This is a genomic window from Methylobacterium sp. WSM2598 (assembly GCF_000379105.1).
Lineage (GTDB): Bacteria > Pseudomonadota > Alphaproteobacteria > Rhizobiales > Beijerinckiaceae > Methylobacterium.
Genome location: NZ_KB900609.1, coordinates 4,479,014 through 4,501,907 on the forward strand (window position 1 = coordinate 4,479,014; position 22,894 = coordinate 4,501,907).

Here is a 22,894-nt window from a genome sequence, read left to right on the forward strand (position 1 = left end):
GCGTGGACGCCGGGCGTCAAGCGACTTATTTACCACTCGTTACAAAAACGCGGAGATGGCGGACGATGGCGATGGGGCGGCCCCGGTCCTTCGACACGGACAAGGCCCTGGACGAGGCGATGGAGGTGTTCTGGCGCCACGGCTACGACGGCGCGAGCCTCGCCATGCTGACCAGGGCGATGGGCATCAAGCCGCCGAGCCTCTACGCGGCCTTCGGCAGCAAGGAGGGCCTGCTGAAGGCCGCCCTCGACCGCTACGCGCAGAGACGCTCCGAGCACATGCGGTACGTCCTGGCCGCCCCGACGGCGCGCGACGTGGCCGAGCGCTTCCTGGGCAGCATCGCCGAGAGCCACACGGACCCGGCCAATCCCCCCGGCTGCCTGCTGGTCCAGGGCGGGCTCGCCTGCGGGGCCGGGTCGGAGAACATCCCGTTCGAACTGGCGTCGCGGCGCGCCCAGACCGAGGCGGAGCTTCGCGAGCGGTTCGTGCGGGCGAGGCAGGACGGCGACCTGCCGCGGGAGGCCGACCCGGCGGCGCTGGCGCGCTTCCTCTCGACGGTGGCCTCGGGCATGGGCGTCCTGGCGTCGTCGGGCGCCGACCGCGAGGCGCTGCGGCAGGTCGCGCGCGTCTCGCTCGGGGCCTTCGCGCGGGATACGCTCGCCGCGCCGGCGGCCGGCCCGGCGAGCGACGCCGCGGAGCAACCGACGCCCCGCCGCTGACCGTCGCGCCCGCGAGGACCGGCGCGCCGCACCGGCCGCGCGGATTGTTCCGGCATCCGGAACGATGAACTGTCGAGAGCGCTCATTCTCGCCGCGCGGGGACCTCGCCATCCTCCGCGGGCGGCCCGGGGACGGCCCGGCCGCCGCGGCGAGGACGATCATGAAGCTCTACCACCATCCCCTGTCGGGCCACGCGCACCGGGCGCGCCTGTTCCTCTCGCTCGTGGGCGCGCCGCACGAGTTGATCGAGGTCGACCTGAGGGCCGGCGCCCACAAGACCCCGGAATTCCTGGCGCTCAACCCGTTCGGGCAGGTGCCGGTGCTGGTGGATGACGGCGTGGTCGTGGCCGATTCCAACGCGATCCTGGTCTACGTCGCGCGCAAGCTCGGCCGGACCGACTGGCTGCCCGCGGACCCGCGCGGCGAGGCCGCCGTCCAGCGCTGGCTGTCGGTGGCGGCGGGCGAGCTGGCCTACGGCCCCGCGGCAGCGCGGCTCATCACGGTCTTCGGGGCGAAGCGCGATCCCGAGGAGGTGATCGGCCGGGCCCACACGCTCCTGCGCCGGCTCGACACCCATCTGGCCGGCCGCGACTGGCTCGTCGGCGCGGGCCCGACCATCGCGGACGTCGCGCTCTACAGCTACGTGGCCCGCGCCCCCGAGGGGAATGTCGACCTGTCCGGCTACCCCGCCGTCGCGGCCTTCCTGCGCCGGGTCGAGGCCCTGCCGGGCTTCGTCCCCTTCGCCGAGACGCCCGTCGGCACCTCCGCGGCGGCGTGACCCGCGGGTGCGGGCGCGCCCGAGGGCGCCCGGCGGAACCGGATCGGAGGACGAGGCCATGGCTGGGGTTCGAGCCGTGACGCAGGTGCCGACCTGGCACCCCGGCGAGAAGGCGATCCAGGAGCGGGTCGGCGTCGCCGCGCACATGGAGGAGGTGGGCCGGCGCGTGGTGCGGGACGCCATGCCCGACCAGCACCGCGCCTTCTTCGCCCAGATCCCCTTCGTGGTCCTGGGCAGCGTCGACGGGCGGGGGGAGGCATGGGCCACGCTCCTGGCCGGACGGCCCGGCTTCATCGCCTCGCCCACGCCCCGCCTCCTCACCATCGATGCGGGGGGCGATGCCGCCGATCCGGCGAGCGCGGGGATGCGGGAGGGCGAGCCGGTCGGCCTGCTCGGCATCGAGCTCCACACCCGCCGCCGCAACCGCGCGAACGGCGTCCTGCGCGCCTCGGCGGGCGGCCTAAGCGTCGCGGTCGACCAGAGCTTCGGCAACTGCCCCCAGTACATCCAGCTGCGCGACGCCGCCTTCGTGCGCGACCCGCGCGCGCCGTCCCCCGGCATCGTCGAGGAGAGCGCCGCGCTCGACGCCCCGGCGCGCCGCCTGATCGCGGCGGCGGACACGTTCTTCGTGGCATCCTACGCGGAGCGCGAGGCCGGCCGCCAGGTCGACGTCTCGCATCGCGGCGGCAAGGCCGGCTTCGTCCGCGTCGCCGCGGACGGCACGCTCACGGTGCCTGACTTCGCCGGCAACCTGTTCTTCGCCACGCTCGGCAACATCCTCCTCAACGGCAGGGCGGGGCTGGTCTTCGCCGATTTCGAGACGGGCGACCTGCTGCAGATGACCGGCGAGGCCGAGGTGATCCTGGACTCGCCCGAGATCGCGGCCTTTCAGGGCGCCGAGCGCCTGTGGACCTTCCGGCCCCGCCGGGTCGTGCGCAGGCGGGAGGCTCTCCCGCTGCGCTGGTCCTTCCGGCCGGAGGGCTGGTCGCCCAACTCCCTGATGACCGGCGACTGGCGCGAGGCCGCCGACCGCCTCCGCGCGGCCGAGCGCGCGGCCCGCTGGCGCCCGTTCAGGGTGACGAGGATCGTCGAGGAGAGCCGCGCGATCCGCTCGTTCCACTTGGTTCCGGGCGACGGGGCCGGGCTCATCCCGCATCGCGCGGGGCAGCACCTGCCGATCCGCGTGACGCTGCCCGGGTCGGACCGGGCGAGCCTGCGGACCTACACGCTGTCGGTCGCGCCCTCGGACGCGGTCTACCGCATCAGCGTCAAGCGGGACGGCGCGGTGTCGCGCCACCTGCACGACGCGATCCGGGTCGGCGACGCCATCGAGGCGGGCGCGCCGCGCGGCGGCTTCACCATCGACGCCCGCGCGCCGCGGCCGGCGGTCATGCTGGCCGGCGGCATCGGGATCACGCCGCTCCTGGCGATGCTGCGGCACGTCGTCTACGAGGGGCTGCGCACCCGGAGCACCCGCCCGACCACGCTCGTCCACGCCGCCCGCACGAAGGCCGACCGCCCCTTCGACCGGGAGCTGGCCGACCTCGCCGAGGCAGCGCGGGGCGCCGTGCCGATCGTGCGCGTGCTCGGCGACCCCGACGGGGCCCGGGAGGGCGTCGACTACGAGGCCGCGGGCCGGATCGACATCGCCCTCCTGCGGCGCTTCCTCGCCTTCGGCGACGCCGATTTCTTCCTCTGCGGGCCGCCGGGCTTCGTCCAGGCGCTCTACGACGGGTTGCGCGCCGCCCGCGTCGCCGACGCGCGGATCCACGCGGAGGCGTTCGGTCCCTCCTCGCTGGTCCGGACGGCACCGGCCGCGCCCGCCGCTCCGCCGCGCCCGCCCGCCTCGGCCGCGCCCGTTCCGGTGATCTTCGCCGAGTCCGCCAAGGAGGCGCGCTGGACCCCGGATTCGGGCAGCCTGCTCGACCTGGCGGAGGCCCGAGGTCTCAGTCCCGCCTTCGGCTGCCGGCAGGGGAGCTGCGGCACCTGCCGGACCAAGCTCCTGGCCGGAACGGTGACCCATCTCAGGGAGCCGGGCGCGCCCGTCGCGCGGGACGAGGTGCTGATCTGCTCGGCGGTGCCGGCCGAGGGCGCGGAGCGGATCCGGCTCGCGCTCTGACGAGGCGCGCCCCGCGCGGCCCTTCCGCCCTCCCTCCCCCGATCCGCCGACGATCGCCGGGGCGGACCGCCGGAGCCGACCGCCCCCGGCGGGTGAGGTGACGCCGTCCTCCCGCGTATCCTACCATCCCGGCGCGATCCCGCGGCGCGGGCGGGGACGCGGGCGGCGCGCGCCCGGCGGGAGCGTCCGGCAGGCGGGAGCGAGGGCGATGGATCGCTGGCAGGCCATGCGCATCGTCGTGAAAGTCGCCGAGACGGCGAGCTTCGCGGAGGCCGCGCGCCACCTGCACATGAGCCCGCCGGCCGTGACGCGCGCGGTGGCGGGGCTCGAAGAGGTCATCGGCGCCCGCCTCTTCGTGCGCACCACGCGCTCCGTGAAGCTGACGGAGGCGGGCGGGCGCTACGTCGAGGATTGCCGCCGCATCCTGGCCGACCTCGCCGAGGCCGAGGCCGCCGCCGCCGGCTCCTACGCGACGCCGTCCGGGACGCTCACGGTCACGGCCTCGGTCCTGTTCGGGCAGATGCACGTGCTGCCCATCGTCACCGACTACCTCGACGCCTACCCGACCATGTCCGCGCGGACGCTCTTCGTCGACCGCGTGGTGAACATCGTCGAGGAGGGCGTCGACGTCGCGATCCGCATCGGCCACCTGCCGGATTCCGGCTTCACGGCCATCCGGGTCGGGGCGATGCGCCGCGTCGTCTGCGGGTCGCCCGCCTATTTCGAGCGGCACGGCGTCCCGGCGACGCCCGCGGACCTGAAGGATCACCGCATCGCGGTCTCGACCGGCGCCTGGGCCTCGCCGGAATGGCGGTTCGGGCGCGACGAGCGCGTGACCGTCCATTCCGCCCTTCAGAGCAACAGCAACGAGGCGCCGATCTCCGCGGCCCTCTCGGGCTGGGGGCTGACGCGGGCGCTGCACTACCAGGTCGGTCCCGCCCTGCGCGACGGGCGCCTGCGGATCGTGCTCGCCGATTACGAGGAGCCGCCGCTGCCGATCCACGTGCTGCACCCCGGGGGACGGCGCGCGCCGGCCAAGGTCAGGACCTTCGTCGATTTCGCCGTGGCGCGGCTGCGCGCGATTCCTCTGCCGACCTGAGCGGCCCGCGCGGCCGCGCGATCACGGGGCCGAGCGGCCGGCCGCCAGCGGCGTGCCGGCGACCTGCCGCATGGCGATGATGGTGCGGAACGCCCGCACGTTCGGATCGGCGTGGAAGACCTCGCGGGCGAAGGCCTCGTAGGCCTCCATGCCCGAGAGCTGCAGGTGCACGACGAAGTCGACCTCGCCCGTGACGTACCACGCCGCCCTCACCTCGGGCCGGGCGCGCAGCCGGCGCACGAAGGCGTCGAGGAGATCGGGAGATTCGCGCTCCAGCGACACCAGGACGTGGATGGTGAGCGGCGCGCCGAGCACGGCCGGGTGCACCAGGGCCACGTCGGCGACGATGATCCCCTCGGCGCGCAGGCGCCGCAGCCGGCGCAGCACCGCGCTCTCGGACAGGCCGACCCGCTCCGCCAGGAGACGGGCCGGCACTTGGTTGTCGCGCTGGACCTCGGCCAGCAGGGCGCGATCGAAGGCGTCGAGATCGACGTTTTCCGGCATGGGCGGCGGATTCTCGGCGGAAACAGGCGAGCCTTAGCATGATTTCGGCGCCTTCCGCCGCCGCGGACCGGCATCATTGCGGACATGACCGACCCCGCCCTCGCGCCCACCGCCGCGATCGCCGACCCCGCCGCGATCGACATGATTGCCGCGATCGATGCGATCGCCGCGGACCTGCGCGGCCTCGATCCGGCCTACGCGCCCACGCCGCTCCGGCCGCTTCCCGGTTTGGCCTCGCATCTCGGCGTCGCGCAGGTGCTCGCCAAGGACGAGGGGCGCCGCATGCTCGGCAGCTTCAAGTCCCTCGGGGGCACCTATGCGGGCCTCAGGGTCCTGGCCCGGGCCGCCGGGACCGACCTCTCCGGCCTCGTCGCGGCGCGGCCGACCGGCCAGCCGACCCTCCTCTGCGCCAGCGACGGCAATCACGGCCTCGCGGTCGCGGCCGCGGCGCGCCTCGCCGGGGCCGCCGCCCGCATCTACCTGCACGCGGGCGTGCCCGCGCCCCGCGCCCGGCGCATCGCCGCATGGGGAGCCGAGATCGTCAGGGTCGCGGGCACCTACGACGACGCGGTCGATGCCGCGGCGGCCGCGGCGCGGGAAGGCCTCGGCATCCTGGTGGCCGACACCACGGACGATCCCCGCGACCCCGTCGTCGGCGACGTCATGGCCGGCTACGGCGTCATGGCCGCGGAGATCCGGCGGCAGGTCGAGGATGCGGGCGAGGCCCGGCCGACGCACCTCTTCGTCCAGGCCGGCGTCGGCGGCCTCGCCGCCGCGATGGCCGAGGGGCTCGCCGGCTGGCTGGCCCCGCCCGGATCGGTGGTGGCGGTCGAGCCCGAGACGGCGTCCTGCCTCCCGGCGGCGCTGGCGGCGAACCGGCCGGTGCGCGTGCCGGGCGACCTGCACACGCGGGCCGAGATGCTGTCCTGCGGCGAGGCGAGCGCCCCGGCCCTCGCCGTGCTTCGGCGCCGCGGCGTGCGCGTCGTGACCGTGTCCGAGCCGGACCTGGCGGCGGCCCCGCAGCTCCTCGCCGCGCAGGGCGGCCCCGCGACGACCCCGTCGGGCGCCGCGGGCCTCGCGGGCGCCGTCGCCGCCCTCCGGCAGCCGGGGAGGCGAGCCGATCTCGGCCTCGACCGCGCGAGCCGGCTCCTGATCCTGGTCACCGAGGGCGCGCTCGAGGACTAGAGCATTTTCCGACGAAGTGGATGCCGGTTCGTCGCAGAAAATGCGGCAAGATCAGAGACCTAGAGCAGCACCCGATTGCAACGTGATCGGGTGCTGCTCTAGGCGCGCCCGACGCCGTCGGACATCCGGACCCGTCCCATGACTTCACCCCCCACCATCGACGCCGCGCGCTTCCTCGACCGCCTGCGGGCGCTCGCGGGGGTCGGCCGCGACGCCCAGGGCCGGCTGACCCGGCTGGCCGCCTCGGACGCGGACAGGGCCGGGCGCGACGCCGTCGCGGGCTGGATGCGCGAGGCGGGCCTGGAGGTGAGGGTGGACCGGATCGGCAACCTGCTCGGGCTCTGGCGGCCCGAAGGCGCGCAGGGCGACCCGGTGATGATCGGGTCGCACATCGACACCGTCGTCGATGCGGGCACCTATGACGGCTGCGTCGGCGTTCTCGCGGGCCTCGCGGTGGTCGAGGCGCTGCGGGAGGCGGGCGGCCGGCCGGCGCATCCGCTCGCCGTCGCCGCCTTCACCAACGAGGAAGGGGTGCGCTACGCGCCCGACATGCTGGGCTCGCTCGTCTACGCGGGCGGCCTCGCGGCGGAGGCGGCGCTGGCGACGGTCGGCGTGGACGGGACGGTGCTGGGCGAGGAATTGTCGCGCATCGGCTACGCGGGGCCGCACGCGCCGGGCTTCCTGCGGCCGCGCGCCTATGTCGAGCTGCATGTCGAGCAGGGGCCGGTGCTGGAGCGCGAGGGCACCGCGATCGGCGCCGTGGCGGCAGTGCAGGGCATTTCCTGGCAGGAGGTCACGATTGAGGGCGCGGCCAACCATGCCGGAACGACGCCGATGGCGCTGCGCCGGGATGCGGGCGTGGCCGCCGCGCGGGTCGTGACGTGGCTGCGCGCGCGCGCCAGGGCCGGGAACGGGCGCAGCGTCGCCACGGTCGGCCGCCTGCGCCTGGAGCCGGAGGCGATCAACGTCATCCCGGCCCGCGCCGTGTTCACCGTCGACCTGCGCGACCCGGATGCGGGCCGGCTGGCGGCGCTCGAGGCCGACCTGGCCGAGCGGCTCGATCAGGTGGCGCGCGCGGAGGACGTCGCCGTGACGGTCCGGCGCCTCGCCCGCTTCGACCCGGTGGCCTTCGACCCGGGCCTGGTCCGGGCGATCGAGGCCGCCGCGACGCGGCGCGGCCTGTCGGTGCGGCGCATGATCTCGGGCGCCGGGCACGACGCCCAGATGATGGCGCGCCTCTGCCCGGCGGCGATGATCTTCGTGCCCAGCGCCGGCGGCATCAGCCACAGCCCGCACGAGCACACGTCGGAGGCGGAGCTCGTGGCGGGCGCGACCGTGCTGCTCGACGTGGTCCGGCGCCTGTCGGGCCCGCCGGAGGAACCCGCCGAGTGACGGGGCGGGCGCGCCGCCTGGATCACCCGCGCATCATCCGCGATCGCCGCCGTGGAGGCCCCCATGAGGATCAACATCAACGCCGACATCGGCGAGAGCTACGGACGGTTCAAGATCGGCCACGACGAGGCGCTGATGCCGCTGATCGGCTCCGCCAACGTCGCCTGCGGCATGCACGCGGGCGACCCCGGCATCATGGTCGACACGATCCGCGCCGCGCTCGCGAACGGCGTCTCGATCGGAGCCCATCCGGGCTTCAACGACGTCTGGGGCTTCGGCCGCCGGCAGATCCGGATGCGCCCGCTCGACCTCGAATACCTCGTCACCTACCAGATCGGCGCCCTGCAGGCCCTGGCGCGCGGCCCGGGCGCGACGGTCACCCACGTCAAGCCCCACGGGGCGCTGAACAACATGGCGCACGTCGACGAGGATTACGCCATGGCGATCGGGCGCGGCATTCGGACGGCGGACCGCGACCTGATCTACGTCGCCAATGTCGGCTCGGAGATGGCGAAGGCCGCGGAGCGCCTCGGCCTCCGGGTGGCGTCCGAATCCTACGTGGACCGCGTCTACGACGATGACGGTCAGATGAGATCGCGCGAGAGGCCCGACGCGGTGATCCACGATCCGCGGCAGGCGGCCGACCAGGTGCTCCGCTTCATTGCCGAGAAGGCGATCATCTCCCAGTCCGGGCGGAAGATTCCCGCGAGGATCGACACGTTCTGCGTCCACGGCGACGAGCCGACCGCCGTCCCGGTGATGCGGGCCGTGCGCGCGGCCCTCGATGCCGCCGGGATCGCGGTCGTTCCGCTCCCGGCCCTGCTGGGATAACCATGGCGCTCCCGCAGCGGCGAGCGCGCGGGCGGGAGGGGGCTCACCATGAGGCGAGGGCGGCGGGGCTTGCCCCAGCGAGCGGGTTGGACGCGGCGGCGGCTGATCGGGGTGCTCCTCGGGCTCCTGCCCGCGCTCGTCGCCGGCCCGGCCGCGGCGCAGGTCCGGTGGGTGATGGCGACCGAGTACCCGGCCAGCACCGTCTCGGGCGTCGGGCTGACGACCTTCGCGCGGCGGGTGTCCGAGCGGACGCAGGGCGCCGTCGAGGTGGCGAACGCCCTCGACAACGCGCTGAAGATCAGTTCGGGCGAGATGATCCGCGCGGCACAGGACGGCCGGATCTCGGGCGGCGACGCCTTCGCCGGGCCGCTCGAGGCCACCGATCCGATCTTCGGGCTGGCCTCCCTGCCCTTCGTCGTCCAGTCCGTCGAGGCCGCCAGGGACCTGAACGCGCGCGCGCGACCGCTCTACGCGCGGGCCCTCGCGGCGCGGGGCCTCACGCTCCTCTACATGACGATCTGGCCGCCGACCGGCCTCTGGACGGCGCGGCCCCTGGCCGGCCCGGACGACCTCCGCGCGATGGCGATCCGCGCCTACGACCCCACCTCGGCCGAGGTGATGCGGGCCGCCGGCGCGAAGGCGGAGTTCATGCCCTTCAGCGAGGCCGTCGCGAAGGTGAGGAGCCGCGACCTGGACGGGATCCTCACCTCCGGGGACGGCGGCGCCGGACGCAGATTGTGGGACGACCTGCGCTACTTCACGGCGATCAACTACGCGATCCCGATCTCGCTGGCCGTCGTGCGGACCGACGCGGTCGAGGCGCTGCCGCCTGCGCAGCGCGAGGCGGTGCTGGCGGCGGCCGCGGAGACCGAGCAGAGCCAGTTCGCGCTGCTCGCGACCCGCACGGCCGACAATTACGCCCGGATGCGCGCGAACGGCGTGGCGATCGCCGAGCCGGCCCCTCCGGCGCTCCTCGCCTCGCTCCGCGCGGGCGCCGCGGGGCCGATCCGCGCCTGGGCGCGGAAGGTGCCGGAGGAGGCGGTCGCGATCCTGGACGGCGCGGGGCCCCGGTGAGCGCGTGACGATCCGTCGAGGTTCGGCACGATCCCTCCGCCGGACTTCAGGGGCTTTCGACCACGACGGGTCTGGACCACGACGCTGCGCCGCCCGTTCGGGGCGCCGATCTCGTCTTCGAGGAGATCGGGGCCCTCATGAGGGCGCGAGGCGGCCGCCGTCGCGGTCGCCGCGCGCCGCGGGCCCTCAGCGCGAGCCGGTGACGATCGGGCAGTCGCCCTCTCCCATCGGCCGGAACGCCTCCTCGGCCGGGATGGTCCTGATCAGCTTGTAATAATCCCAGGGCCCCTTCGATTCGGACGGCGTCTTCGTCTCGAACAGGTACATGTTGTGCATCTTGCGCCCGTCGGCCCGGATCGTCCCCTTGCCGAAGGCCGGATCATCGGTCGGCAGGCTCTTGGCGACCTCGACGACCCGCTTGCCGTCGGTCTTGGTCCCGGCCTTCTCGACGGCCTTGAGGTAGTGCAGCGTCGCCGAGTAGGCGCCGGCCTGGAGCTGCGTCGGCATGCGCCCGCCCATGCGCGCGGAGAACCGCTTGGCGAAGGCCCGGGTGCCGTCGTTGAGATCCCAGTAATAGGCGGCCGTGAACTGCAGCCCCTGGGCGACGCCGAGGCCGAGGGAGTGCACGTCCGTGATGTAGAGCACCATGGCGGCGATCTTCTGCCCGCCCTGCACGATGCCGAACTCGGACGCCTGCTTGATCGCGTTGATCGTGTCGCCGCCCGCGTTGACCAGCCCGACCACCTTGGCCTTCGAGGCCTGCGCCTGCAGCAGGAAGGACGAGAAGTCGGGGGTGTTGAGGGGCGTGCGGGCGCTGCCCACCACCGTGGCGCCCGAGGCCGAGAGGATCTTGCGGATGTCGGCCTCCATCGTGTGGCCGAACGCGTAATCCGCCGTCAGCAGGTACCAGGAATCCCCGCCCGAGGCCACCACGGCCCGGCTGGTGCCGGTCGCGAGCGCGTAGGTGTCGTAGGTCCAGTGAATGCTGTTGGGGGTGCAGTTCTTGCCCGTGAAATCGGACGAGGACGCACCCGAATTCATGAAGACCTTGTTCTTCTGACGCGCCAGCTCCGTCACGCTGAGGGCCACGGCCGAGTTCGGCACGTCCACGACGACGTCCACGCCGCCCCGGTCGAACCATTCCCGCGTGATCGTCGAGCCGATATCGGCCTTGTTCTGGTGGTCGGCGGACACGACCTCGGCCCTCACCGTGCCGCCCGCCGCCTGGTAATCCTCGACCGCCATGCGGGCCGCCGTCACGGCGCCACTGCCGTTGGTGTCCGCGTAGAGACTCGAGAGATCCGTCAGCACCCCGATCCGAACCGCCAAGGGCTCCGGCAAGGGCCCCGGCTGCGCGAGCGCCGGGCCGGCCGCGACGGCGGCCGCGCACGCGCCGAGCGCGCGCAGCAATCTCCTGATGCCCATTCCTCCATCCTCCCTGGTCGTCTCGTTGTCGCCCGCCCGTTGACGCGGCGTGCACATTTGTACCATGGTACCGATATCCAATGGAGGCAAGGCGTGTCGGACCTCATCGTCGAGAGAAAAGGCAGCGTGGCGATCCTGACGATCGACCGCCCGCGCCGCCGGAACGCGATCGGCGTCCAGCTGGTGGAGGACCTGACGCGGGAATTCGCGCGGCTGGACCGGGAGGCCGACACCCGCGCCATCGTGCTGACCGGCGCGGCGCCGGGCTTCTGCGCGGGGAGCGACCTCAAGGAACTCGCCGAGACCGACCTCGCCGGGATGTGCGCGCACGAGGCCCGGACCGCGGCGCTTGCCCGCTCGATCGCCTTCCTGGGCACGCCCGTGATCGCGGCCGTCGACGGATTCGCGCTCGGCGGCGGCTTCGTGCTGGCGATCTCCTGCGACGTCGTCGTCACGGCGAGCGAGGCGCGCTGGCACCTGCCGGAGGTCTCGATCGGCTGGATCCCGCCCTGGGGCCTGCAGGCCGTGGTCGCCCGCGTCGGGCCCGTGGCGGCCCGCCGCCTGACCTGGGGCGCGGCGCCGTTCGACGGGCGCGAGGCCCACCGCCTCGGCCTCGCCGACGCGCTCGTCGCCCCCGGCGCGAGCGTCCTGGAGGCGGCGCTGCGCGAGGCCGAGGCCCTGGCGGCGCTGCCGCCGCCGGCCGTCGCCTCCACCAAGCACTTCTACGCCCCCGCGATCGCCGGCACGGCGGAGGCCGCGGATGCCTGGGCGAACCGCCTGTTCGCGGCCGATTGCGGCCACCCCGTCGCGCAAGGGACGCTGCGGCGCTTCGGAGTCACGGCATGAGTCACGGCATGAGCAAGCGCATCACCGCCGCCGAGGCCGCCGGCCTCGTCCGCTCGGGGGACACGGTCGCGAGCGTCGGCGTGATCGGCTGGATCACGCCCGATGCCCTGCTGAAGGCGCTCGGCGCGCGCTTCCAGGAGGAGGGCGACCCGCGCGACCTCACCTTCTACTTCCCGTGCGGGACCGGGGACTCGATCGACATCCGCGGCATGGACCACGTCGCGATCGAGGGGTTGATGAGGCGGATCATCTCCGGCTCCTACGTGAACCCGCTGCACCCGGTGAAGCGGACCCGGCCCGAACTGATGCGGCTCATCCGCGAGAACCGCGTCGAGGCCTATAGCTGGCCGATCGGCGCCAGCATGCACTGGCTGCGCGAGGTCGCGCGCCGCAGCCCCGGCTACATGACCGAGATCGGCCTCGGCACCTACGCCGATCCGCGCCAGCAGGGCGGCAAATTCACGCCCTGCGCGACCGAGGACCTGATCGAGCTGATCGAGTTCAGGGGCAAGGAGTACCTGTTCTACCCGACCTTCCCGCTGAACGTCGGCTTCATCCGCGCCTCCTCGGCGGACGCCTTCGGCAACCTCTCCTACGAGGACGAGGCCCTGATGTCGTCCAACACGGCCCTCGCCCTCGCCGTGAAGGCGTCCGGCGGCATCGTGGTGGCGCAGGTGCGGCGCGAGGTGGAGCGGCACTCGCGCCCGGCCCACCACGTGCGCGTGCCCGGCACGCTCGTCGACCACTACGTCGTCGAGCCCGACCAGATGTCGGGCACCGACACGCTGTTCGACCCGGTCTATCTCGGCGGCCGGCGCGCGGCCCCGTCGGACCTGCCGCGGCTCGCCCTCGGGCCGGACAAGGTCATCGCCCGGCGCGCCGCCGCCGAGGTCAGGCCAGGCCGGACCAGCATCTTCGGCTTCGGCGCCTCCTCGGACGCGCCCCTCGTCATGGCGGAGGCCGGGCTGTTCGACCACGGCCGCATCGACGATTACCAGTTCACCACCGAGCACGGTCCCTTCGGGGGCGTCGTGATGAGCGGCTGGCAGTTCTCGGCCAATATGGGCCCCGAGGCCCTGCTCGACGGCCTGCAGCAATTCGACTTCATCGACGGCGGCAATTGCCCGTTCGCGGCGCTGGCCTTCGCGCAATTCGACGCCGGCGGCAACGTCAACGTCAGCTGGTTCGGCTCCAGCAACCCGGGCGCCGGGGGCTTCATCGACATCGCCCAGAATGCCCGGGACCTCCTCTTCACCGGCACCTTCACGACGGGCGGGCTCGACTGCGCCATCGGGGAGGGCGGGCTGTCGATCCGGCGCGAGGGCACGGTGCGCAAGCTCGTCGCCCGCGCCGAGCAGGTGACCTATCCGGTCCGCCGGGGCGTCGCGGAGCGCGGCCAATCGGCCCTCGTCATCACCGAGCGCGCGGTGTTCCGGGTCGAGCCCGAGGGTCTCGCGCTGGTCGAGGTCGCGCGCGGGATCGACGTGCGGCGCGACATCCTCGACCAGATGGAGTTCGCGCCGCACCGGATCGCCGATCCGCTGCCCTTCATGGATGCGGGGCTGTTCGCCGCGTGAGCCGGCGCCCCGGCCCAGCGGGCGGCGCGGCGCTCCCGACCGCCCCGGCGAGACCGAACGGGACCAACGAGGGAGGGAAATCATGACGGTGCGGATGGTCGGGGCGGCCCTGCTGGCGGTCGCCCTCTCGGCCGGGGGCGCCCGGGCGGGCGAGAAGGCCGTGCGGATCGGCGTGCTCACCGACATGAGCGGGATCTACGCGGATTTCGGCGGGCGCGGCTCGGCGCTGGCGGCCCAGATGGCCGCCGAGGATTTCGGCGGCCGGGTCGGCGACCTCCCGATCGAGGTGGTCTCGGCCGACCACCAGAACAAGGCCGATATCGGCTCGGCGCTGGCCCGGCGCTGGTTCGACCAGGAGGGCGTCGACGCCATCGCGGACGTGCCGACCTCGTCGGTGGCCCTCGCCGTCGCGGAGGTGGCCCGCGAGAAGAACCGGGTGCTGCTGGTCTCGGGCGCCGGGACCTCGGACCTCACGGGCAAGAACTGCTCGCCCAACACGGTGCACTGGACCTACGACACCTGGGCGCTGGCCAATTCCACCGGGGGCGCCCTGACCAAGGCGGGCTTCGACACCTGGTACTTCATCACGGTCGATTACTCGTTCGGCTACGCGCTGGAGCGCGACGCGAGCGAGGCGCTGACGGCCGCGGGCGGCCGCATCCTCGGCAAGGTCCGCCACCCGGTCGGGACCGGCGACTTCTCGTCGTTCCTGGTCCAGGCGCAGGCCTCGGGGGCCAAGGTGGTGGCCTTCGGCAATGCCGGCGCCGACACGATCAACGGCGTCAAGCAGGCGGCGGAGTTCGGCCTGGTCCAGGGCGGGCAGAAGCTCGCCAGCATGCTGATCACCCTGAGCGACATCCACTCCCTCGGGCTGAAGGCCGCGCAGGGGCTGGTGCTGACCGAGGCCTTCTACTGGGACCTGAACGAGGGCACGCGCGCCTTCGCCAAGCGCTTCGCGGCCCGCAGCGGGGGCGTCTACCCGAACATGGTCCATGCCGGCGTGTACGGGGCCGTCACGCATTACCTGAAGGCCCGGGCCGCCGCGGGGCGCGACGACGGCCGGGCGGTGGTGCAGGAGATGAAGCGCCTGGAGACCGACGACCCGCTCTTCGGGCACGGCGCGGTGCGCAGCGACGGCCGGGCCACGCACGACCTCTACCTGTTCGAGGTCAAGGCTCCGGCGGAGAGCGGCGGGCCTTACGATTACTACAAGCTCCTGCGCAAGGTGCCGGCCGCCGAGGCGTTCCGGCCCCTCGAGGCGGGCGGCTGCTCGCTCGTGAACTGATCCGGGCGGCCGAGGAAACGATGCGCGGCATCCCGGATCGGGATGCGGGACCGGCCCGCGCGGGGTCGCGGGCTTCGACGGACGAACCGGGAGTGGGACGTGAGTGAGGGGATCGACGATCGCACCGGGTTCTCCCTGGAGACCGACGTGCTCGTGGTCGGCGGCGGGGCGGCGGGGGTCGCCGCGGCGGTCACCGCGGCCCGGCAGGGCGCCCGGGTCACGCTCCTGGAGCGCTACGGGTTCTGCGGCGGAGGGGCCGTCGCGGGTCTCTCCGGGACCATCTGCGGCATGTACGCGGCGACGGAGGACCGCGCCGCGCCGCCGCGCCAGGTGGTCCACGGCTTCCTCGACGAGTTCGTGGCGGCCCTGGAGGCGCGCGGCGGGCTCGCCGAGCCGGTGCGCTACGGCAAGACCTACACCCGCGTGCACGACCCGCTGGTCTGGCGCGAGGCGGCCGACGCGCTGCTGGCGGAGGCCGGCGTGCGGATCATCTACCACGCCGTCGTCACCGGCGCCCTGGTGGAGGGGGCCGAGCGCGTCGAGGGCGTCGTCGCCTTCACCAAGGAGGGCAGGGCCCGCATCCGCGCCAAGGTCACGGTCGACGCGAGCGGCGACGCCGACGTCGTGGCGATGGCCGGGCTGCCCTCGTTCGTCGGGCAGGACGGGCGCGTGCAGAATCCGACCATGATCTTCCGGCTGATGGGCGTCGACACCGCCCGCTTCGTGAGCCGCTACGGGACCGACACGATCATGGGCGAGGAGGTCTCGGCCCTCATCCGCGAGAAGGCGGCCGGGAACGGCTACACGCTCCCGCGCGCGAAGATCTGGCTGTTCACGACCACGCGCCCGGGCGAACTCCTCTGCAACTGCACCCGCGTGATCGGGGCGGACGGGCGCGAACTGAACACGCTGTTCGCGCGCGACTTCACCGAGGCCGAGATCGAGGGGCGGCGCCAGGTGCGGGAATACGCCCGCTTCTTCCGCGACCACCTCGCGGGGTGCGAGGCGAGCTTCGTGAACGACACCGGCGTGCAGGTGGGCGTGCGCCAGACCAGGCAGGCCAGGGGCGTCGCGCTCCTGCGCAACGCCGACGTGGTGGCGGGCACCAAGTTCGCCGACGGGATCGCCCGCTCGCCCTGGCCGATCGAGCTGCATTCCGGGGCCAAGCCGCGGGTCGAGTGGCTCATCGACGACGTCTACGAGGTGCCCTACGGCTGCTTCGTGCCGGAGCGCGGCGAGGGGCTGCTGTTCGCCGGCCGCTGCCTGTCGGCGGAGCACGAGGCGGTCGCCTCCGCCCGGGTGACCGCCCAGTGCTTCAGCTACGGCCACGCGATCGGGCACGCGGCCGCCATCGCCGCGCTCGACCGGGTCGCGCCCCGCGCCATCGCGGGGGCGGACCTGCGCGCGCGGCTGAACCGCGACGGGGCGCGGCTGGATTGAGCGCCGCGCGCCACCCGGCCGCGCGACGATTGTCGCCCGGGGCGGATTCGGCCTACCAGGGAGGACCCGCCTCCCTGCCGCCCCGAGGTCCCTTGCCGCTCTCCCGCGACGCGCCCGCCGAATCCCCCGCCGGCAATGCCGCGCTGCGCCTCGGCGATCAGGCCTATGCCGCCCTGGAGGAGCTGATCGTCACGGCGGCGCTCCCGCCGGGCAGCCTGTGGTCGGAGGCGGCCCTGAGCGAGCGCACGGGCATCGGGCGCACCCCGGTGCGCGAGGCGCTGCAGCGGCTGGCGGCCGACCACCTGGTGGTGCTGCTGCGGCGGCACGGCATCAAGATCACCGAGGTGCAGGTCTCCGAGCAGCTCCTGGTGCTCGACGCCCGTCGCGAGCTCGAGCGGCTGGTCTCGGTCTGGGCCGCCCGGCGTTCCACCCGGGCCGAGCGGGAGGCGCACCTGGGCAGCGCGGTCGAACTCCGCGAGGCCGGCGCGAAGCGCGACCCGCTCCTCTACCTGCGGGTTCATTTCGCACTCAAGCGCTTCACCTGCGAATGCGCCCGCAACCCCTACGCGGCCCGCGCGCTGTCGCCGCTGCACGCGCTCTCGCGCCGCTTCTTCTACGTCCATCACGACCGGTTCGGGGACCTGATGGAGGTGGCGCGGGTCCACGCCGATCTCGCCGAAGCGATCGGCCGCGGCGACGAGGCGGCCGCCTCCGCGCGGTGCGACGCGATGACGGATTACGCGGTCGCCTTCACGCGCAAGATCATCCTCGAATAGCAGGACGCCGCCGATGCCGAGCGACCCCGCCTCACCCCTCCCGCCCGGGCTCCTGGGGGAGGCCGCGCTGGCCCTGTGGGGCGGCATCGATCCCGCGCGCGAGGACGAGTTCAACGACTGGTACACGCACGAGCACCTGCCCGAGCGCGTCGCCATCCCGGGCTTCCTGCGGGCGCGCCGCTACGTCGAGGCCCTGCGCGACCCGCGGCTGGCGGGCTGGCGCTACTTCACGCTCTACGAGGTCGAGGCCGCCGGCACCCTGCGCTCCCCGGCCTATCTGCGGGCCCTCGAGACCCCGACGCCGCGCACGCTCGCCGCCCTGCCGCTGTTTCGCGGCATGGGCCGGATGGGCTGCGCGGTGACCCACACGGTCGCCCGCGGGACCGGGGGCGGCCTGTTCGTGGCGGAACTCGGCCCGCTGCCCGGGGAGGCGGAGCGCCTGCGCGCGTGGCTCGCGACGCGGGCGAGCCCCCGCATGATGGCGCTGTCCGGCGTGCTCGCGGTGCACCTGTGCGAGAGCGACGAGGCCGCGACGCGGGCGGGCCTCGGCGTCGCCTCCTACCGGGAGGTGCGAACCGGGACCGGGCGCTGGCTCTGGCTCGTCGAGGGCGCCTGGATCGATCCGGCCGCCGCGCTCGACGCGTGCCTGCGGGCGCTCGGCCCCGCGACGGCGCAGGGCGCGGACGCGGCGATGTCGCTCGGGATGTTCCGGTTCCTCGGCGGGCTCGTGCCCGATCAGCTGGCGTGACGGGGACTGATCCGGGACCCGCGTGATCGACGCGGATCCCGGATCACGCGCCTGCGCGGCGCCTGAGCGCGGCGCCTGAGCGAAGCCGACATCCGCAGGCCGAAATCCGAGATGGCGAAGCAATCGGTCGGATGTCGGATCAGGTGGCCTTCCGGCAGAACCGGGCCCGGGCGGCAGGCCTCCGCGCGAAGCGGGACCGCGTCGACCGCGCCCCCGTCGGCGGGCGGGCCCGCCTACGCCGCCGGGCGCAGGTGCAGGATGGCGCGGGCCTCGGCCGGGGTCGCCACCCGGCGCCCGCGCCGGCGCACGGCCTCGGCCGCCAGCCAGACCAGCTCGGCGTTGCTCGCCGCCAGCCGGTCCTTGGTCACCCGGATGTTGTCCTCAAGCCCCGTGCGCACCGCCTCCGCCCCCCGCGCCAGCGCCCAGTCCATCACCCGCGCCTGCTCGCGCCCGATCCCCGCCGCCGTCCAGGTCGCCTGGGGCAGGATCCGCCGCGTCTCGGAAAGCAGGATGTCGAGCAGGTGCTCGTCGGCCGGCATGGCGTTCTTCACCCCCAGCACGAACTGCACGTGGGGCGCCTCGTCCATCAGCCCCGCCTCGATCAGCCGCCTCGCCCCGTGCAGGTGCGAGAGGTCGAAGATCTCGATCTCGGGCCGGATGCCGTAGCGGCGCATCTGCCCGGCGAGCTCGGTGACGAGCGCGGCGGGGTTCTCGTACACAATGCTCGGGAAGTTGACCGAGCCGGTGGAGAGCGAGGCCATGTCGGGGCGGTGGACCAGCGAGAGGCCGCGCGCGGCCGGGTCGCGGCCGCGCCCGCCGGTGGAGAACTGCACGATCATGCCCGGGCAGTGCTTGCGCACGCCCTCCTGGACGGCGGCGAACCGGTCCGGGTCGGAGGAGGGGCTCTCGTCGTCGTTGCGCACGTGGATGTGCACGAGGCTGGCACCGGCCTCGTAGGCCTCGTGGGTGGACTCGATCTGCTCGCAGACGCGGGTCGGGACGGCGGGGTTGTCCGCCTTGCGCGGCACCGAGCCGGTGATCGCGACCGCGATCACGACGGGTGGGAGACTCATGGGTCCAAGTCCTTTGCGAGGGATGCGCGACGACGGGGCGGCGGCGCCGGCCGTCAGGACCGCTGCACCGCCGGCGCGGCGGCCGCGAGGGGCAGGAGAGGGCGGACGAGCCGGCCCTTGAGCCCGATGCTCAGCGCCGCGATCAGGGCCGGCACCGCCACGAGGCCGAAGGTGGCCGGCAGGCCGAGCCCGAGGCCGAGGAGCGAGGCGCCGATCATCGAGCCCGCGACCGAGCCGACCCGGCCGACCGCGTTCGCCCAGGACACGCCCGTCGCCCGGCTCGCGGTCGGGTAGTAGCTCGCCGCGAGCGCGTTGATGCCGATCTGCGAGCCCGCGACGCAGAAGCCCGCGCCGAACACCGCGACGGCGAGCAGCGCGACCGAGCCGGTGGCGCTGCCGATCAGGGCCACGAACCCCGCCGCGCAGAGATAGGACAGGCCGAGCACCGCGTGCGGGTTGGCCCGGTCCATCAGCGCCCCGAGCACGAGGCCGCCGACCGTGCCGCCGGTCGCCAGCATCACGGTGATCAGGGACGCCTCCTTGAGCGAGAGGCCCGCGCTGCTGATGATCGTCGGCAGCCAGCTCGACAGGAGGTAGAAGATCAGCAGGCTCATGAAGAAGGTCAGCCACAGGCAGAGCGTGCCGGCGACGAGGCCGGGCTGGAACAACTGGCCGATCGGCGAACCCTTCGCGGCCGCGATGCCCGTGAAGCGGGCGCCGGACAGGTCCTCGCCCGGCGCGATGCGCCGCAGCAGCGCGGCCACCCGGTCCGCCGGAGCCTGCCTGAGGACGAGGAAGCGCACCGATTCGGGCAGGCCGAGTGCCAGCAGCGGGGTCAGGGCGAGCGGCAGGATTCCGCCGAGCACCAGGACTGAGGTCCAGCCGTGATCGGCGATCAGGTGCGCGGCCGCGAAGCCGCCCAGCGCCGAGCCGACCGTGAAGCCGCAGAACATCGCCATGGTCAGGAACGAGCGGCGCTGCTCCGGGCAATACTCGGAGGTGAGCGTGATCGCGTTCGGCATCGCGCCCCCGAGCCCGAGCCCGGTGACGAAGCGCAGCACCGTCAGCATCTCGATCGAGGTCGACCAGGCCGAGGCGAGGCTGGCGAGCCCGAAGAACGCCGTGGTGGCGACCAGCATCGCCTTGCGGCCGATCCGGTCGGCGAGCGGGCCGAACAGGAAGGCGCCGACCATCAGGCCGAACAGCCCGGCCCCGAACAGCGGCGCGAGCTGCGCCTGGCCGAGCTGCCACTGCGCGCGCAAGGCCGGGGCGATGTAGCCGATCGCGGCGGTGTCGAAGCCGTCGATGGCGACCACGAGGAAGCACAGGAGCACGATCCGGACCTGGAAGCCGGAAACGCCGTGGCGGTTGATGACGTCCTGGACGTCGATGCTGCGTGTCGCGGACATGATCGTTGTCCCTTCTGGAGGAGGCGGTCTCGGTCGCGCGCCGGCCCGATCGGGGGCCCGGGGGTGCGACGGGCTCAGGCGATCGCCGAGGGATGGCGCGCGAGCGGCGTCACCCGCATGGTCATGAACGGGAAGAGCGGCAGGCCGGACAGGATGTCGTGCAGCTCGTCGTGGCTCGCGACGTCGAAGATGCTGACGTTCGCGTAGCGTCCGGCCACGCGCCACAGGTGAACCCACTTCCCCTGCCGCTGCAGGTCCTGGGCGCGGGCCTTCTCGTCGGACTTCAGCGCGGCGACGAGGGCGGGATCGAGGCCGTGCGGGATCGCGACGTCCATCTCGACGCAGTACAGCATGGGATCAGCTCCGGGCGTAGTGGCGCAGCTTGTCGGGATCGAGGGCGACGCCGAGGCCGGGGCCGTCCGGCAGATGCACCGCGAAATCGTGGAAGCGCAGGGGTTCGGTGACGAGGTCGTCGGTGAGGATCTGCGGGCCGAAATGCTCGCAGCCCCAGGCCAGGTCGCGCAGGCCCGCGAAGGCCTGGAGATGGGCGGCGGCGCCGATCGAGCTCTCCAGCAGGCAGCCGCCGTAGAGCGCGATCCCGGCGGCCTCCGCCACCGCCGCGACCTTGCGCAGGCCCACGAGCCCGCCGTGCTTCACGAGCTTCAGCGAGACCGCGTCGGCGGCGGCGGCCTGCGCCACCGCCAGCATGTCGTGGGAGGTGAAGACGCACTCGTCCGCGAGGAGCGGCGGGACATCGTCGCGCGCCCGCAGCCGGCCCATCCCGGCGACGTTCCAGGCCGGCAGCGGCTGCTCCACGAGGGCGATGCCGAGATCGGCGAGCCGCGGCAGGACGCGCCGGGCGGTGGTCTCGTCCCAGGCCTGGTTGGCGTCGACGATGAGCGTGGCGCGGTCGGCGAGCGCCCGGGCCAGCCGCGCCAGCCGCGCGAGGTCGGCCTCCGGCGCCTGGGCGCCGATCTTGACCTTGAAGGTGCGGTGCAGGCGCGCGTCGAGCTTGGCTTCGGCCTCCGCGATCTCCTGGTCGGGGTCGCCGGAGGCGAGCGTCCACAGCACCGGCAGGCTCGCCCGGACCGCGCCGCCGAGCAGCGCCGCGACCGGCAGGCCCAGCGTTCGGCCGACCGCGTCGAACAGGGCGGTCTCGATCGCCGCCTTGGCGGCGTTGTTGCGCTTGGCCGCCGCGTCGAGGCGCTCGCCCGCCGCCACGAAGCGGTCGGCCGGATGCCCGAGCAGGGACGGGGCGAGGTAGCGATCGATGGTGGCCTTGATGCCCTCGACGCTCTCCTCGCTCCAGCGCGGCCCGCCGAGCGTCGCCGCCTCGCCGATGCCCTCGACGCCGTTGGCGAGCCGCAGCTGCACGACGACGTAGCTCTGCGCCGTGACGGAGGTCTGGGAAAGCTTGTGCTTGCGCACGGTGGGGACGTCCACGACGGTGGAGCGGATCTCCGCGACCGCGAGGTCGCGGGCGGGCGCCGGACTCGCGGCGTCGTGGATCTGGGTCTTCGCGAGCATGACGGAGCCTTCGGAAGCAGGGCGCGGGACTTGGTGCCGGCGGGACTTGGTGCCGGCGGGACTTGGTGCCGGCGGGGCTTGGTGCCCGCCGGTTCGCACGGGAGGGGGGTCGGGCCTCTCGGGCGGGAGAGGCCCGGGAGGCGTCAGGCGGCCTCGGCGCGGGGGCGCGCCACGACCGGGTCGGGCGCGTGCGCGACCTCGGGGTTGAGCGCGAAATCGAAGCGGATCCGCGAGAAGGGGGCGGTCATCCCCGAAGCGGCGAGCGCCGCCGGATCGGTGACCGGCGCGACCTCGACCACCAGCCCGTCGCGCGTGCCGAAGGCGAAGTCGTCGTGGACGTAGGGGTCGTCCGCGAGGTTGATCTGCGTCGTGAGCTGCCGGTGCCCGGGCCCCGAGACGAAGAAGTGGATGTGGGCCGGGCGCCGGCCGTGCCGGCCGAGCTGGTCGAGGAGCTTCTGGGTCTGGCCCTGAGGCGGGCAGCCGTAGCCCCTCGGCAGGATGCTGCGGAAGCGGTAGCAACCGTTCCCGTCCGTCTCGATGCGGCGGCGCAGGTTCCAGGGGCTCTGGCTCGTGTCGAAGACCGAGTAGTTGCCGAGCGTGTTGGCGTGCCAGACATCCACCACCGCCCCCGGCAGGGGCGCGCCGTCCCGGCCCGTGACCCGGCCCTCGACGATCAGCACCTCGCCGTCCTCCGGGTCGTCGTCGAGCCGCGCCTCGCCCTTGGCGAGCGGCGCGCCCGCGACGTAGAGCGGTCCCTCGATGGTGCGCGGCGTGCCGCCCGCGATCCCGGCCGCGCGCTCCTTGGCGTCGACGCACAGGTCGATGAAGTGCTCGATGCCGAGGCCGGGCATGAGCAGCCCGAACTCGTTCTTCCGGCCGGTCTCGGTCAGGTAGCTCATCGCGGTCCAGAACTCGCTCGGGGTGACGTCGAGGTCCTCGATGATCCGGCACGCATCCGCGACGACGCGGCGCACGATCCGCTTGAGGCGCGGGTTGCCGGCGGCGGTGTCGAGGCCCGCGACCTTGTCGAACAGGGCTTGCGCCTCGGGGGAATCGGTGATCGTGGACTCGGTGATCGTGGACATGG

At 73.8% G+C, this 22,894-nt stretch carries 21 protein-coding genes; 14 read left to right on the plus strand and 7 right to left on the minus strand.

The genetic code is table 11. The features are described from left to right. Nucleotides 1-65 precede the first annotated feature (65 nt). From MET2598_RS0121240 to MET2598_RS0121255, 4 genes are all read left to right on the plus strand, one after another. Nucleotides 66-719, plus strand: a complete 654-nt coding sequence (locus tag MET2598_RS0121240) for a TetR/AcrR family transcriptional regulator (protein WP_018262271.1) — start codon at nucleotides 66-68, stop codon at nucleotides 717-719. A 160-nt stretch (nucleotides 720-879) separates the two neighbouring features. Then, nucleotides 880-1,497: a glutathione S-transferase family protein gene (locus tag MET2598_RS0121245; protein WP_012331280.1), complete on the plus strand. Its 618-nt coding sequence runs from the start codon at nucleotides 880-882 to the stop codon at nucleotides 1,495-1,497. 58 nt (nucleotides 1,498-1,555) lie between these two features. Next, nucleotides 1,556-3,616: a 2Fe-2S iron-sulfur cluster-binding protein gene (locus tag MET2598_RS0121250; RefSeq protein WP_026190855.1), complete on the plus strand. Its 2,061-nt coding sequence runs from the start codon at nucleotides 1,556-1,558 to the stop codon at nucleotides 3,614-3,616. A gap of 208 nt (nucleotides 3,617-3,824) precedes the next feature. Then, nucleotides 3,825-4,715: a LysR family transcriptional regulator gene (locus tag MET2598_RS0121255; RefSeq protein WP_018262274.1), complete on the plus strand. Its 891-nt coding sequence runs from the start codon at nucleotides 3,825-3,827 to the stop codon at nucleotides 4,713-4,715. 21 nt (nucleotides 4,716-4,736) lie between these two features. Here the strand turns inward: MET2598_RS0121255 and MET2598_RS0121260 are convergent, their stop codons facing one another. Beyond that, nucleotides 4,737-5,219 carry an Lrp/AsnC family transcriptional regulator gene (locus tag MET2598_RS0121260; protein ID WP_012331277.1) on the minus strand — a complete coding sequence of 161 codons (483 nt, stop codon included), beginning with the start codon at nucleotides 5,217-5,219 and terminating at the stop codon, nucleotides 4,737-4,739. Between the two features lie 84 nt (nucleotides 5,220-5,303). Between MET2598_RS0121260 and MET2598_RS0121265 the strand changes: the two genes are divergently transcribed. From MET2598_RS0121265 to MET2598_RS0121280, 4 genes are all read left to right on the plus strand, one after another. Further along, the gene (locus tag MET2598_RS0121265) at nucleotides 5,304-6,404 is read left to right on the plus strand and encodes a pyridoxal-phosphate dependent enzyme (protein WP_018262275.1); all 1,101 of its coding nucleotides are present in this window, start codon (nucleotides 5,304-5,306) and stop codon (nucleotides 6,402-6,404) included. Between the two features lie 138 nt (nucleotides 6,405-6,542). Then, nucleotides 6,543-7,796, plus strand: coding sequence for a Zn-dependent hydrolase (locus MET2598_RS0121270; protein ID WP_018262276.1), 1,254 nt, complete (start codon nucleotides 6,543-6,545; stop codon nucleotides 7,794-7,796). A 63-nt stretch (nucleotides 7,797-7,859) separates the two neighbouring features. Continuing rightward, nucleotides 7,860-8,627, plus strand: a complete 768-nt coding sequence (locus MET2598_RS0121275) for a LamB/YcsF family protein (protein WP_018262277.1) — start codon at nucleotides 7,860-7,862, stop codon at nucleotides 8,625-8,627. 69 nt (nucleotides 8,628-8,696) lie between these two features. Further along, entirely contained in the window at nucleotides 8,697-9,701 is a 1,005-nt protein-coding gene (locus MET2598_RS0121280) for a TRAP transporter substrate-binding protein (protein ID WP_442918996.1), read from the plus strand. Nucleotides 9,702-9,887: 186 nt separating this feature from the next. Here MET2598_RS0121280 and MET2598_RS0121285 read toward each other — a convergent pair whose 3' ends face one another. Next, the gene (locus MET2598_RS0121285; protein ID WP_026190857.1) at nucleotides 9,888-11,126 is read right to left on the minus strand and encodes an ABC transporter substrate-binding protein; all 1,239 of its coding nucleotides are present in this window, start codon (nucleotides 11,124-11,126) and stop codon (nucleotides 9,888-9,890) included. A 93-nt stretch (nucleotides 11,127-11,219) separates the two neighbouring features. Between MET2598_RS0121285 and MET2598_RS0121290 the strand changes: the two genes are divergently transcribed. The 6 genes from MET2598_RS0121290 to MET2598_RS0121315 all read left to right on the plus strand — a co-directional run bounded on the left by MET2598_RS0121290 (nucleotide 11,220) and on the right by MET2598_RS0121315 (nucleotide 17,798). Further along, a complete protein-coding gene (locus MET2598_RS0121290) occupies nucleotides 11,220-11,972 on the plus strand; it encodes an enoyl-CoA hydratase/isomerase family protein (protein WP_012331271.1) in 753 nt (250 codons plus the stop codon). A gap of 8 nt (nucleotides 11,973-11,980) precedes the next feature. After that, nucleotides 11,981-13,549 carry an acyl CoA:acetate/3-ketoacid CoA transferase gene (locus MET2598_RS0121295; RefSeq protein WP_018262280.1) on the plus strand — a complete coding sequence of 523 codons (1,569 nt, stop codon included), beginning with the start codon at nucleotides 11,981-11,983 and terminating at the stop codon, nucleotides 13,547-13,549. An 82-nt stretch (nucleotides 13,550-13,631) separates the two neighbouring features. Then, the gene (locus MET2598_RS0121300; RefSeq protein WP_012331269.1) at nucleotides 13,632-14,834 is read left to right on the plus strand and encodes an ABC transporter substrate-binding protein; all 1,203 of its coding nucleotides are present in this window, start codon (nucleotides 13,632-13,634) and stop codon (nucleotides 14,832-14,834) included. 99 nt (nucleotides 14,835-14,933) lie between these two features. Then, complete coding sequence (locus MET2598_RS0121305) at nucleotides 14,934-16,274, plus strand: FAD-dependent oxidoreductase (RefSeq protein WP_012331268.1); 1,341 nt, start codon at nucleotides 14,934-14,936, stop codon at nucleotides 16,272-16,274. Between the two features lie 92 nt (nucleotides 16,275-16,366). Continuing rightward, a complete protein-coding gene (locus tag MET2598_RS0121310; protein ID WP_012331267.1) occupies nucleotides 16,367-17,050 on the plus strand; it encodes a GntR family transcriptional regulator in 684 nt (227 codons plus the stop codon). 13 nt (nucleotides 17,051-17,063) lie between these two features. Beyond that, nucleotides 17,064-17,798 (plus strand): DUF4286 family protein, encoded by a 735-nt coding sequence (locus MET2598_RS0121315; protein ID WP_018262281.1) that lies wholly within the window; start codon nucleotides 17,064-17,066, stop codon nucleotides 17,796-17,798. A gap of 233 nt (nucleotides 17,799-18,031) precedes the next feature. Here MET2598_RS0121315 and MET2598_RS0121320 read toward each other — a convergent pair whose 3' ends face one another. The 5 genes from MET2598_RS0121320 to catA form a co-directional block, all read right to left on the minus strand. Continuing rightward, nucleotides 18,032-18,871, minus strand: coding sequence for a 3-keto-5-aminohexanoate cleavage protein (locus MET2598_RS0121320; RefSeq protein WP_036270472.1), 840 nt, complete (start codon nucleotides 18,869-18,871; stop codon nucleotides 18,032-18,034). A gap of 53 nt (nucleotides 18,872-18,924) precedes the next feature. Further along, complete coding sequence (locus MET2598_RS0121325) at nucleotides 18,925-20,280, minus strand: MFS transporter (RefSeq protein ID WP_012331264.1); 1,356 nt, start codon at nucleotides 20,278-20,280, stop codon at nucleotides 18,925-18,927. 74 nt (nucleotides 20,281-20,354) lie between these two features. After that, nucleotides 20,355-20,633 (minus strand): muconolactone Delta-isomerase, encoded by a 279-nt coding sequence (gene catC, locus MET2598_RS0121330; protein WP_012331263.1) that lies wholly within the window; start codon nucleotides 20,631-20,633, stop codon nucleotides 20,355-20,357. 4 nt (nucleotides 20,634-20,637) lie between these two features. Next, nucleotides 20,638-21,807, minus strand: a complete 1,170-nt coding sequence (locus MET2598_RS0121335; protein ID WP_018262283.1) for a muconate/chloromuconate family cycloisomerase — start codon at nucleotides 21,805-21,807, stop codon at nucleotides 20,638-20,640. A 143-nt stretch (nucleotides 21,808-21,950) separates the two neighbouring features. Continuing rightward, the gene (catA, locus tag MET2598_RS0121340; protein ID WP_018262284.1) at nucleotides 21,951-22,892 is read right to left on the minus strand and encodes a catechol 1,2-dioxygenase; all 942 of its coding nucleotides are present in this window, start codon (nucleotides 22,890-22,892) and stop codon (nucleotides 21,951-21,953) included. Nucleotides 22,893-22,894 lie beyond the last annotated feature (2 nt).